The organism is Pseudonocardia sp. ICBG162 (assembly GCF_020496225.1).
Lineage (GTDB): Bacteria > Actinomycetota > Actinomycetes > Mycobacteriales > Pseudonocardiaceae > Pseudonocardia > Pseudonocardia alni.
This window is the reverse complement of record NZ_JAHLJD010000013.1, coordinates 1396859-1408498: the sequence shown is the minus strand read 5'-3', so window position 1 is coordinate 1408498 and position 11640 is coordinate 1396859. Positions and strand designations below refer to the sequence as shown.

Annotated in this window: 10 protein-coding genes and 1 pseudogene; 8 read left to right on the top strand and 3 right to left on the bottom strand. The window is 74.8% G+C overall.

The genetic code is table 11. The features are described 5' to 3' along the window. Nucleotides 1–43 precede the first annotated feature (43 nt). Together KPL60_RS09585 and KPL60_RS09580 are read left to right on the top strand one after the other, a co-directional pair. Nucleotides 44–1525, top strand: a complete 1482-nt coding sequence (locus KPL60_RS09585; protein WP_226356714.1) for an AbgT family transporter — start codon at nucleotides 44–46, stop codon at nucleotides 1523–1525. A 49-nt stretch (nucleotides 1526–1574) separates the two neighbouring features. Further along, entirely contained in the window at nucleotides 1575–2561 is a 987-nt protein-coding gene (locus KPL60_RS09580) for an aldo/keto reductase (RefSeq protein WP_226365584.1), read from the top strand. Nucleotides 2562–2565: 4 nt separating this feature from the next. Here the strand turns inward: KPL60_RS09580 and KPL60_RS09575 are convergent, their stop codons facing one another. Further along, nucleotides 2566–3270, bottom strand: a complete 705-nt coding sequence (locus tag KPL60_RS09575) for a dienelactone hydrolase family protein (RefSeq protein ID WP_226365583.1) — start codon at nucleotides 3268–3270, stop codon at nucleotides 2566–2568. A 120-nt stretch (nucleotides 3271–3390) separates the two neighbouring features. Between KPL60_RS09575 and KPL60_RS09570 the strand changes: the two genes are divergently transcribed. Continuing rightward, nucleotides 3391–4755, top strand: coding sequence for an FAD-binding oxidoreductase (locus tag KPL60_RS09570; RefSeq protein WP_226365582.1), 1365 nt, complete (start codon nucleotides 3391–3393; stop codon nucleotides 4753–4755). A gap of 36 nt (nucleotides 4756–4791) precedes the next feature. Then, nucleotides 4792–6069 (top strand): cyclopropane-fatty-acyl-phospholipid synthase family protein, encoded by a 1278-nt coding sequence (locus KPL60_RS09565; protein WP_226365581.1) that lies wholly within the window; start codon nucleotides 4792–4794, stop codon nucleotides 6067–6069. Between the two features lie 10 nt (nucleotides 6070–6079). Here KPL60_RS09565 and KPL60_RS33630 read toward each other — a convergent pair whose 3' ends face one another. Together KPL60_RS33630 and KPL60_RS33625 are read right to left on the bottom strand one after the other, a co-directional pair. After that, entirely contained in the window at nucleotides 6080–6841 is a 762-nt protein-coding gene (locus KPL60_RS33630) for a fructosamine kinase family protein (protein WP_374228661.1), read from the bottom strand. A 93-nt stretch (nucleotides 6842–6934) separates the two neighbouring features. Further along, nucleotides 6935–7372, bottom strand: a pseudogene (locus tag KPL60_RS33625) (low molecular weight protein-tyrosine-phosphatase); the annotation flags it as partial. 108 nt (nucleotides 7373–7480) lie between these two features. Here KPL60_RS33625 and cobC point away from each other — a divergent pair. Genes cobC through KPL60_RS09540 form a run of 4 tightly spaced genes read left to right on the top strand, consistent with a single transcriptional unit; the run spans nucleotide 7481 to nucleotide 11626 of the window. After that, nucleotides 7481–8572: an Rv2231c family pyridoxal phosphate-dependent protein CobC gene (gene cobC, locus KPL60_RS09555; protein WP_226356348.1), complete on the top strand. Its 1092-nt coding sequence runs from the start codon at nucleotides 7481–7483 to the stop codon at nucleotides 8570–8572. Then, nucleotides 8569–9756, top strand: a complete 1188-nt coding sequence (locus tag KPL60_RS09550; RefSeq protein ID WP_226365580.1) for a Nif3-like dinuclear metal center hexameric protein — start codon at nucleotides 8569–8571, stop codon at nucleotides 9754–9756. Before cobC ends, KPL60_RS09550 begins: the two co-directional genes overlap by 4 nt. Further along, nucleotides 9753–10478 carry a zinc ribbon domain-containing protein gene (locus KPL60_RS09545; protein WP_226365579.1) on the top strand — a complete coding sequence of 242 codons (726 nt, stop codon included), beginning with the start codon at nucleotides 9753–9755 and terminating at the stop codon, nucleotides 10476–10478. Before KPL60_RS09550 ends, KPL60_RS09545 begins: the two co-directional genes overlap by 4 nt. Then, the gene (locus KPL60_RS09540) at nucleotides 10448–11626 is read left to right on the top strand and encodes a bifunctional RNase H/acid phosphatase (protein WP_226365578.1); all 1179 of its coding nucleotides are present in this window, start codon (nucleotides 10448–10450) and stop codon (nucleotides 11624–11626) included. The genes KPL60_RS09545 and KPL60_RS09540 overlap by 31 nt, the downstream gene beginning before the upstream one ends. Nucleotides 11627–11640 lie beyond the last annotated feature (14 nt).

The following is an 11640-nucleotide window of genomic DNA, read 5'->3' as shown; positions in this document are numbered from 1 at the left end:
CGCCGCCACCCAGGACCGGGAGCTGCCCCGGCTGGTGCGGGCGATGGCCGTCGTCGAACGGGTCGGGAACGCGCTGCCGCACCCGTTCTGGCTGTTCTGGGTGCTGTCGGCGATCCTCGCCGTGGTCAGCGCCGGGCTGGCGGCGGCGGGCGTCGCGGTCGTCGCACCCGACGGCGAGCCCGTCGCGGTGCGGAACCTGCTCTCCGGCGACGGCCTCGCGATGGCCGTCTCGTCGATGATCGACAACTTCGCGCAGTTCCCGCCGATGGCCACCATCGTCACGGTGATCATGGGCGTCGCGGTCGCCGAGCGCAGCGGGCTGCTCGCCGCGGCCATGCGGGCCGGGGTCGCCCGGGTGCCCGCGTCGCTGGTGGTGTTCGCGGTCGCGTTCGCCGGGACCGTCGCGCACGTCGCGTCGGCCGCGGCGTACGTGATCCTGGTGCCGCTGGGCGGGCTGGCGTTCCGGGCGGTCGGGCGCTCGCCGATCCTCGGGATCGTCGTCGCCTACACCGCCATCGCCTCCGGCTACGACGCCAGCCCGGTCCCCACCCCGAACGACGCGATCTTCGCCGGCATCACCACCGCGGCGGCCCGGATCGTCGACCCGGCGGTCGTGGTGACCCCGGTCGGCAACTGGTTCTTCAACATCGCCTCGTCGGTCGTGCTCGCCCTGGTGATCACGCTGGTCACCCGGGTCGTCCTGGCCAAGCGGCCCGACCTGGACCCCGACCCCGACGCCCCGGACGACGACGTCGCCGGGCTGAGCCTGTCGCCGGCCGAGCGGACCGGCCTGCGCCGTGCCGGCTGGGTCCTGCTCGGCTGCGCCGTCCTGCTCGTCGCGGTCATGGCCCCGGAGTGGTCCCCGCTGCGCGGCGAGAACGGCTCGGTCGTCGAGTCCCCGCTGGTCGAGGGCATCGGCGCGGTCATCGCGCTGCTGTTCGGTCTGCTCGGCACCGTCTTCGGCCGCGCGGTCGGGACGATCACCACCGCCGCCGACGTCCCGAAGCTGATGGCCGACGGGATCCGGCAGATGGCCCCCGTGCTGGCGCTGTTCTTCGCGATCGCCCAGTTCCTGGCCTACTTCGACTGGACCCACGTCGGGGACGTGCTCGCCGTCGTCGCCGCGGACGCGCTGCGCACCACCGGCGTCCCGATCCCGGTCGTGTTCCTGATGGTGCTGGCCGTGCTCACCGTGGTGAACGTGATGGTCACCAGCGGGACGGCGATGTGGTCGATCGCGGCGCCGGTGATCGTGCCGATGCTGATGCTGGTCGAGGTGCCGCCGGAGACCACCCAGGCGCTGTTCCGGATCGCCGACTCCGGCTCGACGGCGATCACCCCGATGAGTCCGTACTTCGTGATGGCGCTGGGGTTCCTGCAGCGCTACCGCAAGGACGCGGGCATCGGGACGCTCGCGTCGTACACGCTGCCGCTGGCCGTCGCCATGACGGCGGTCTGGACGCTGCTGTTCTTCGCCTGGTGGGCACTGGGGATCCCGCTGGGCCCGGGGGCCCCGGTCCGCTGAGGGGACGGACGCGGGGCGGGGACCGGGGCGGTCGGGGACACTGGCGCAGGTGCGCTACCTCGACGGCCCCGGTCCCGGTCCACGACGCTGGTCGGTGATCGGCCTGGGCACCTGGCAGTTCGGCACGAGCGAGTGGGGCTACGGCGACGCGCTGGAGGCCGGGCGGATCGTCGCCCGCGCCCGCGAGCTGGGCGTCACCGTGTTCGACACCGCGGAGCTCTACGGCCCGCTGCGCAGCGAACGGATCCTCGGCGACGCGCTGCGCGCCTGCGGTGGCCCCGGGTGGCGCGACGACGTCGTGATCGCGACGAAGTTCTTCCCGGTCCTGCCCCTGGGCCCGGTGCTGCGGCACCGCGCGGCCGCCTCCGCCGCCCGGCTCGGGGTGACCGAGATCGACCTCTACCAGGTGCACAAGCCGCACCCGCTGGTCGGCGACGCGTCGGCGATGCGCGGGATGGCCGAGCTGCAGCGGACCGGGCTGGTCCGCGACGCCGGCGTCTCGTCGTACACGCTGGAGCGCTGGCGGGCCGCGGAGGAGGCGCTGGGCGGACCCGTGCTGTCCAACCAGGTCGAGTTCAGCCTGCTGCGCCGCCGGCCCGTCGCGGCCCTCGTCCCGCACGCCGCCGCGCACGGCCGCATCGTGATGGCCTACAGCCCGCTCGCCCAGGGCCTGCTCACCGGCCGCTACGACGCCGGCCACCGGCCCACGAACGCGGTGCGCCGCAGCAAGCCGGAGTGGCTGCCGGAGAACCTGGCCGCGCTGGCCCCGCTCACCGACGCCCTGCGCGACGTCGCCTCCGCACACGACGCGACGCCGTCGCAGGTCGCGCTGGCGTGGGTGGTGTATCACCCGAACACGGTGGCGATCCCCGGTGCGTCGAGCGTGGCGCAGCTGGAGTCCAACGTGGCCGCGGCGGACATCGTGCTGACCTCCGACGAGTACGTCGGTCTCACCGCGGCCGCGCAGCGGGTCCGGCTGCGCACCGGACCCGCCACGCTGCCCGCCGTGGCCCGGGAGCTGCTGCGCTCCCGCTGAGCCGCTACTTGACGTGCTCGCGCAGGAACTGCGTCGCGCGGGCCCACGCGATCTCCGCCTGCTCGGCGTCGTAGGTCCCCATGTGGTTCTCGTCGTTGAAGAAGGCGTGCCCGGCCGGGTACTGCAGGAACTCGGGACGGGTTCCGGACTCGGCCTGGATGCGGTCGGCGAGCGCCTCCACCGCGTCCGGCGGGGCCATGGTGTCCTCGGACCCGAAGTGGCCCTGCACGGCCGCGGTCAGGTCCGCGAACGACGGGTAGTCCTCCTTGAGCACGCCGTAGAACGGCACCGCGGCCGCGACCTTGTCACCCTGCTGCGCGGCGAGGACCAGCACGAAGCCGCCGCCCATGCAGAAGCCGACCGCGCCGACGGCGGAGGAGGTGACGTCGTCGCGCCCGAGCAGGAACTCCACGGCCCCGGCCAGGTCGGTCGCCGCGCCGTTCACGGGCAGCTCGCCCATGAGCTTGCCGGCCTCGTCGGAGTCGTGGGTGGTGCGCCCGCCGTAGAGGTCGGGCGCCAGCGCGACGAAGCCCTCGGCGGCGAACCGGTTCGTGACCGCCACGATGTGGTCGGTCAGGCCCCACCACTCCTGGATGACGATCAGGCCGGGCCCGGACCCGGACTCGGGGACGGCCAGGTAGCCGTGCGCGGTGCCGCCGCCGGAGGGGAAGGTGACGTTCTGCGCGGGGTTCTCGTTGGTGTGTGCCACGCGCGCGATGACATCACGACCGTGCCGGTGCCGCCCGCCGGGAAGATCGTTGCACCGTGTGACGGAGGACCCTCCGTTAATCATGAGCGTCGCAAACGATATGGGTCTATCGTCACCGCCATGCTCGCCGGGACCGCCACCCGAACCGCGCACGACGCCGCGGTGGAGAACCTGCGCCGGGCGCGCGCCGGAGCCGGCGCCGTCCAGCTGGGGAAGCCGTCGTCGAACCTGTTCCGGTTCGGCGACCGCGACACCGGCGCCGCCGCGCGCCGCCTCGACACCTCCGCACTGGACGGTGTGCTCGGTGTGGACCCGGACCGGCGGACCGCCGAGGTCCAGGGGATGGCGACCTACGAGACCATCGTGGACGCCACCCTCGTCCACGGGCTGATGCCGCTGGTCGTCCCGCAGCTCAAGACCATCACCCTCGGGGGAGCGGTCACCGGGCTCGGGGTCGAGTCGACGTCGTTCCGCGCCGGGCTGCCGCACGAGTCGGTGCTCGAGATGGACGTGCTCACCCCGGCCGGGGAGCTGCTGCACGTCACCCCCGAGGGCGAGCACGCCGACCTGTTCGCGGCCTTCCCCAACTCCTACGGGACGCTCGGCTACGCGGTCCGCCTGGTCGTGGAGCTGGCCCCGGTGAAGCCGTTCGTGAAGCTCACCCACCACCGGTACGCGAGCGCGTCCGCCGCGTCGGCGGCGATCGAGCGGTTCGTCGCCGCGGGGGAGGTCGACTTCCTCGACGGCGTCGTGTTCGGACCCGACGAGCAGTACCTGACCACCGGTGAGTTCGTCGACGCCCCGATGCCGGGCGCGCGGATCTCCGACTACACCGGCCAGGAGGTCTTCTACCGGTCGCTGCAGCGCCGCCCGGTCGACCACCTCACCGTGCACGACTACATCTGGCGCTGGGACACCGACTGGTTCTGGTGTTCGCGGGCGTTCGGCGTGCAGCACCCGGTGGTGCGCCGGTTCTGGCCGGCCCGCTGGCGCCGCTCGGACGTCTACCGCCGCCTCGTCGCCCTCGACCAGCGCCACGGCGCGTCCAACCGGGTCCGCGAGGCCCTCGGCGGGACGGCCGAGGAGATGGTCGTGCAGGACGTCGAGATCCCCGTCGAGCGGCTCGCGGAGTTCCTGGAGTTCTTCCACCGGGAGATCCCGATCGAGCCGGTGTGGCTGTGCCCGCTGCAGCTGCGGGGCGAGCGGACCTGGCCGCTGTACCCGATGGAGCCGGGCCGGCTCTACGTCAACGTCGGGTTCTGGTCGTCGGTGGCGGAGAAACCGGGTGACCGGTGGGCACACAACCGGCTGATCGAGGAGTGCGTCGCCGACCTGGGCGGGCACAAGTCGCTGTACTCGACCGTGCACTACGGCGAGGACGAGTTCTGGTCGCACTACAACGGTGCGGCCTACCGGGCGGTGAAACAGCGGTACGACCCGGACGGTCGGGCAGCCGACCTGTTCCGGAAGGTCACCGGCCGCTGAGGGGCACCGCGGGGATCGACAGGGGAGGGATCGGCGATGACAGGAGTGCTGGAACGGCGGACCACGACGATCGAGCCGGTGGCGGGGATCCTGTCCCACGTCCTGGGCTCCACGCGTGAGCTGCGGGTGGAGGCGTTCGACGGGTCACGGACGGGACCCGACGACGCCCCGGTCACGTTGCGGGTGAACTCGCCCCGGGCACTGGCCCGGCTGGTGAGCGTCCCCGGATCGCTCGGGCTGGCCCGGGCCTACGTCACCGAGGAGATCGACGTCGACGGGGACCTCTACACCGCGCTGCGCGCGATGTCGGAGGTCACGCTGCACTCGATCCCGCGCCGCGAGCAGCTGTGGCTCGCGCGACGGCTGCTGCCCTACTGGCGCGAGCACCGGATGCCGCCGCCCGACCTGGAGGCCCGTCCCAAGGGGCTGCTGCACTCCAAGCGGCGCGACTCGCAGGCCATCTCGCACCACTACGACGTGTCCAACCGGTTCTACGAGTTCGTGCTCGGACCGTCGATGACCTACACCTGTGCGGCCTACCCCGACGCCGACGCGTCGCTGGAGACCGCGCAGGCCACCAAGTACTCACTGGTCGCGGCCAAGCTGGACCTGAAGCCGGGGATGCGCCTGCTCGACGTCGGCTGCGGCTGGGGCGGCATGGTCCGCCACGCCGCCCGCGAGCACGGCGTCCGCGCGCTCGGGGTGACCCTGTCGAAGGAGCAGGCCGCCTGGGCGCAGGAGGCGATCGCCCGCGAGGGGCTGTCCGACCTGGCCGAGGTCCGCCACCTCGACTACCGCGACGTCCCCGACGGCGTCTACGACGCGGTGTCCTCCATCGGCCTCACCGAGCACATCGGCAAGGCCAACCTGGACTCCTACTTCGCGTCGATGTACGCCAAGCTCCGGCCGGGCGGGCGGATGCTGAACCACTGCATCACCCAGCCGCACCGGCCCGACCACCGCCACACCGACCCGTTCATCCACCGCTACGTGTTCCCCGACGGGGAGCTGGAGCCGGTCGCGGCGCTGGTGGACGCGATGAACGAGGCCGGGTTCGAGATCCGGCACGAGGAGAACCTGCGCGAGCACTACGCCATGACGCTGCGGGACTGGGGCGCGAACCTGGAGCGCAACTGGACCGACGCCGTCGCCGAGGTCGGCGTCGGCCGGGCCCGGGTGTGGCGGCTCTACATGGCCGCGTGCCGGCTGGGCTTCGATCTGAACAACATCCAGCTCCACCAGGTGCTGGGCGTGAAGCTCGCCGACGGCGGCGCCGCCGGGTTCCCGCTGCGCGGGGAGCACGGGGCGTACTGAGACCGGGGGATCAGCGGAGACGGCGCGCAGCCGCGACGGCCTGCGCGCCGTACCCGCCCCCGAACAGCACGGCGTGCACCAGCAGCGGGAACAGCTGGTGCAGGTCGACCCGCTCGCGCCACCCGTCGGCGAGCGGGGAGTGCTCGTCGTAGGCGGCGAGGACGACGTCGAGGTGCGGCAGCCCGAACAGGTCCAGCGTCGCGAGGTCGGACTCGCGGTGCCCGCCGTGCGCGGCCGGGTCGATCAGCCACGCAGCCCCGTCCCCGTCGCCGTCCCCGTCGCCCGACCAGAGAACGTTGCCCGACCACAGGTCGCCGTGCAGCCGGGCCGGCGGCTCGTCCGGACCGGCCAGGGCACCGATCCGCCCGCACACGTCGTCGACGACGGCGGCCCCGGCCGGGTCGAGGGCGCCGCGGTCCCGGGCGGCCCGCAGGTAGGGCAGCACGCGGTCGGCGGCGAACCAGTCGCCCCACGGGCCGTCGTGCGGACGGTTCTCCATCCGCGTGTGCCCGATCCACGCCCGCGCCGGCCCGCCCGGCGGCGGGGCACCGAACGCGTCGGCCCCGGCGGCGTGCAGCGTCGCCAGCTCCCGGCCGAACCGCTCGGCGGCGGCCGGCGTCGCCCGGCCGGGGGCGACGAGCCCGGTGACCAGGAGCGCGTCGTCGGCGCCCAGCACGCGCGGGACCGGCGGCCCGCCCGGCACCGCGATCCAGCGCAGCCCGGCGGCCTCGGCCGTGGCCGCACCGGGGTCGGCCGAGGAGTCCTTGACCACGACGACGGTGCCGTCGTCCAGGGTCGCGCGCGGCGGGTGCCCGGCCGGTCCGTCCCGCACCACGCGGCCGGTCAGCCGGGCGACGCGGTCCCTCTCGACCAGGCCGGGCACCGCCGCGACGATCATGGCGTGGACCTCGGCGAACCCGTCCGGGCCGCCGTAGTAGGGGTCGGGCACCTCGGCGCCCGCGGGGGCCGCCGGGTCGAACGAGCGCAGCAGCCGGACCCGCTTGGGATCGGGCACCGACTGCTCGAGGGTCCGCAGGTGCCCCATGTCCAGCGCCACCAGCAGGTCCGCGGAGAGGATCTCCGAGTCGACCTGGCGGGCGCTGTGGGCGGTGTCGTAGCCGTGCTCGGCCAGCACCCGGGCGGCGCGGGAGTCCATCGGCTGCCCGATGTGCCAGTGACCGGTCCCGGCGCTGGTCACACGCACCCGGTCGGCCAGCCCGGCGGCCTCGACCTCGGCGGCCAGGATCTTCTCGGCGATCGGGGACCGGCAGATGTTGCCGGTACAGACGAAGACGACGTTCACTGGGACGTTCCTCCGGGGAGCGGGGGTACCGACGTCGACCCTGACGCCTCGGGTGGGGTGGCCGGGCCATTGTCCACCGCGCACCGGTGCGCGCCGTAGGGTGGCCCGATGCCGTTCGATCACCATGCGGCCGGGACGGATCACGCGGGCGGGCACGACCTGCGGCACCACGGCGACGCCGAGGCCGCCGACGGGCTCGTCGACTTCGCCGTCAACGTGATCGGCGACGGCCCCCCGCCCTGGCTGCGGGACCGGCTCGTCGCGACCCTGGACGGACTCGGCCGCTACCCGCGCGCCGACCACGACGCCCGCGCCCGCGCCACCGTCGCGGCGCGGCACGGTCGCGACGCGGACGAGGTGCTGGTGCTCGCGGGCAGCGCGGAGGGCTTCGCGCTGCTCCCGACGCTGCGCCCCCGGCTCGCCGCCGTCGTGCACCCCGGGTTCACCGAGCCGGAGGCCGCGCTGCGCGGCGGCGGGGTGGACGTGGTGCGGGTGCTGACCGACGCCGCGACCGGGCACGCGCTCGATCCGTCCGCGGTGCCCGAGGAGGCCGACCTCGTCGTCGTCGGGAACCCGACGAACCCCACCGGGGTGCTGCACCCGGCCGACACGCTGCGCGCACTGGCCCGCCCGGACAGGGTCCTGCTCGTCGACGAGGCGTTCGCCGACGCCGTCCCCGGCGAGCCGGAGACACTCGCCGGCGACGCGGGCGTGCCCGGCCTGCTGGTGTTCCGCTCGCTGACCAAGACCTGGGCGCTGGCCGGGCTGCGCGCCGGCTACGCGCTCGGCGCCCCCGAGCTGCTGGCCCGGCTCGCCGCGACCCGCCCGCTGTGGCCGGTCTCCACCCCCGCCCTGGAGGCGGTCATCGCCTGCTGCGAGCCCGACGCGGTCTCCGCCGCGGACCGGAAGGCCCGCGAGCTCGCCGCACACCGCGTCTCGATGGCCGCGGCGTTGTCGGGCCTCGACGGCGTCGGCGTGTCGGCGGGGCCCGCCCCGTACCTGCTGCTGCACCTGCCCGACGGCACCGGCGAGGCGGTGCGGCGCCTGCTGCGCGAGGCCGGGATCGCGGTGCGCCGCGGCGACACCTTCCCCGGTCTCGGGCCCGACCACCTGCGCGTCGCGGTCCGCCCGCCGGAGACGGTCCGCCGCCTCGTCGAGTCCCTCGACGCGGCGCTGCGCCGGCTGGCGGTGTCGGCGTGAGCACGCTGCGCGAGGTGATCGCCGCCCTCGACGCCGCCTACCCGCCCCGGCTCGCCATGGACTGGGACGCGGTCGGCCTGGTCTGCGGCGACCCCGACGACACCGTCTCCCGGGTGCTGTTCGCCGTCGACCCCACCCCGGAGACCGTCGACGAGGCGATCTCCTCCGGCGCCCAGCTGCTGGTCACCCACCACCCGCTGCTGCTGCGCGGGGTGCACGGCGTCGGTGCCGACACCCCCAAGGGCGCCCTGCTGCACCGGCTGATCCGGGCCGGGGTCGCGCTGTTCACCGCGCACACCAACGCCGACGTCGCCGACCCGGGCGTCTCCGACGCGCTCGCCGCCGCCCTCGGGCTGACCGTGTCCGGCCCGCTGGAACCGGAACCCGGCCCGGCCCTGGACAAGATCGTCACCTTCGTGCCGGTCGGCCCGTCGATCGCCGCCGTGCACACCGCGCTGTCCGACGCCGGTGCCGGCGCGATCGGCAACTACTCGCACTGCTCGTTCGCCACCGCCGGGACCGGCCAGTTCCTTCCCCTCGACGGCGCCGCCCCGGTCATCGGGTCGGTCGGGCGCCTGGAGCGCGTCGCGGAGACCCGGCTGGAGATGGTGCTGCCCCGGTCGCGGCGCCGCGACGTCGTCGCCGCGCTGCGGGCCGCGCACCCCTACGAGGAACCGGCCTTCGACCTGCTGGAGATGGCGCCGCTGCCGTCGTCGCTGGGGCTGGGCCGGGTCGGCGAGCTCCCCGGCGCCGAGCCGTTCGCGGCGTTCACCCGCCGGGTCGCCGCGGCGCTGCCCGCCACCGCGTGGGGGGTGCGCGGTGCCGGGGACCCGGACCGCCCGATCCGCCGGGTCGCGGTCTGCGGCGGCGCCGGGGACTCGGCCCTGGACTCCGCCGCCCGGGCCGGCGTCGACGCGTTCGTCACCGCCGACCTGCGCCACCACCCCGCCTCCGAGCACGCGCTCGCCGGGACCGGCCCCGGCGGCCCGACCCCCGCGCTGGTCGACGTCGCCCACTGGGCCTCGGAGTGGCCGTGGTGCGGGCAGGCGGCCGGGGTCGTCGCCGAGGCCCTCGCAGGTAGCGTCTCGGTCGCGGTCTCGCGGGCCCGTACCGACCCCTGGACCACCGCCGCCCCGAGCAGCGGATCCGACACGACAGCAGGACAACCGGAGGCGAGTGCATGAAGGCCGATCCCACCGCGCAGGCGAAGCTGGTGACGCTGGCCGAGGTGGACGCCGAGATCGGCCGGCTCACCCACCGGCGCTCGACGCTGCCCGAGCTGGCGCAGCTGGACGAGGCCGAGCAGCGGGTCCGTGCGGCGCGCGACGCCCTGGTCCGCGCCGAGACCCGCGCCGGTGACCTCGACCGCGACATCGCCCGGCTCGAACGCGACATCGACGGTGTCCGTGCCCGCACCGAGCGCGACCACACCCTGCTCGCCGGCTCGGGCATCTCCGCGAAGCAGGCCACCGAGCTGCAGCACGAGCTCGACACCCTCGCCCGCCGCCAGGGCGTCCTGGAGGACGAGCAGCTGGGGATCATGGAGGAGCGCGAGGCCGTCGGCATCGAGCTCGACCACGCCCGCGGCGAGCTGACCGAGGCCGAGACCGCGGTCGGCGAGGTGACCGCGAAGCGCGAGTCCGCCGAGGGTGACATCGACGCCACCCGCGCCGGGCGCGACCGTGCCCGCACCGAGGTCGTCGCCGCGCTGCCCGCGGACCTGCTCGCCGACTACGAGCGCATCCGCGCCGGCGGCCGGGTCGCGGCCGGGCAGCTGCGCGAGTCCCGCTGCGGCGCCTGCCGGCTCGAGCTCGACCGGACCTTCCTCGGGCAGGTCCGCACGGCGGCCGCCGACGAGGTCGTCCACTGCGAGGAGTGCGGCGCGATCCTGGTGCGTGGCAGGTGAAGCTGGTCGTCGAGGCGGACGGCGGCTCCCGCGGCAACCCCGGGCCCGCCGGCTACGGCGCGGTCGTGCTCGACGCCGGCGCCCGCCAGGTGCTCGGTGAGGTCTACGACGGCCTCGGGACCACCACCAACAACGTCGCCGAGTACCGTGGCCTGATCGCCGGGTTGACCGCCGCCCGCGACCTGGGGGCCACCGAGGTCGAGGCCCGGATGGACTCCAAGCTCGTCGTCGAGCAGATGAGCGGGCGCTGGAAGATCAAGCACCCGCCGCTGCAGGAGCTCGCCGACACCGCCCGCGAGCTGGCCGCGGACTTCGACGCGGTCACCTTCGTGTGGATCCCGCGCAAAGACAACGCCCGCGCCGACGCGCTCGCCAACCGCGCGATGGACGGGGAGTCGAACCCCACCCTGGACCCGTCCGGGGCGGCGGGACCGGCGCCGAAGCCGCCCGCGGGCGCGACCGCGTCGACGGACTCCGCGGCCGCCGCGGCCGCGTGGACCGGGCAGACGGGCTCCCCGACGCGGCTGATCCTGCTGCGCCACGGCCAGACCGAGCTGTCGGTCGAGCGCCGCTACTCCGGCCACGGCGACCCCGAGCTGACCGAGCTGGGCCAGAAGCAGGCCGCCGCCGCGGCCCGCGCGCTGGCGACGCGGCTGTCGGGCCAGGGCGTCGAGCCGGCCGTGGTGCTGTCCTCACCGCTGCGCCGGGCCCGTCAGACCGCGGCCGCCGTCGCCGAGACGACCGGGGCGGACCTGGAGGTCCGCGACGGCCTGATCGAGACCGACTTCGGCGGCTGGGAGGGCCTCACCTTCACCGAGGCCCGCGAACGCGACCCCGAGCTGCACGGCCGCTGGATCGGCTCGGCCGACGTCGAGCCGCCGGGCGGGGAGAGCTTCTGCGCGGTGGGGGAGCGGGTCGAGGCCGAGCGGGCCCGGATCGTCGAGGAGTTCGCCGGTCGGACGGTGGTCCTGGTCAGCCACGTCACGCCGATCAAGATGCTGCTGCGCACCGCGCTCGGCGCCGGCGACGAGGTGCTCTACCGCATGCACCTGGACCTGGCCTGCCTCAACATCGCCGACTTCTACCCCGACGGGGGCGCCTCGGTGCGTCTGGTCAACGAGACGTCCTACCTGGACGACCTCCGGTAGTCACCGGGCCGTCA

What these genes read in the sequence shown, in the direction of transcription:
- KPL60_RS09545 (WP_226365579.1), top strand. Translation starts at nt 9,753, where the DNA reads ATGAAGGCCGATCCCACCGCGCAGGCGAAGCTGGTGACGCTGGCCGAG.
- KPL60_RS09570 (WP_226365582.1), top strand. Translation starts at nt 3,391, where the DNA reads ATGCTCGCCGGGACCGCCACCCGAACCGCGCACGACGCCGCGGTGGAG.
- cobC (WP_226356348.1), top strand. Translation starts at nt 7,481, where the DNA reads ATGCCGTTCGATCACCATGCGGCCGGGACGGATCACGCGGGCGGGCAC.
- KPL60_RS09565 (WP_226365581.1), top strand. Translation starts at nt 4,792, where the DNA reads ATGACAGGAGTGCTGGAACGGCGGACCACGACGATCGAGCCGGTGGCG.
- KPL60_RS09585 (WP_226356714.1), top strand. Translation starts at nt 44, where the DNA reads ATGGCCGTCGTCGAACGGGTCGGGAACGCGCTGCCGCACCCGTTCTGG.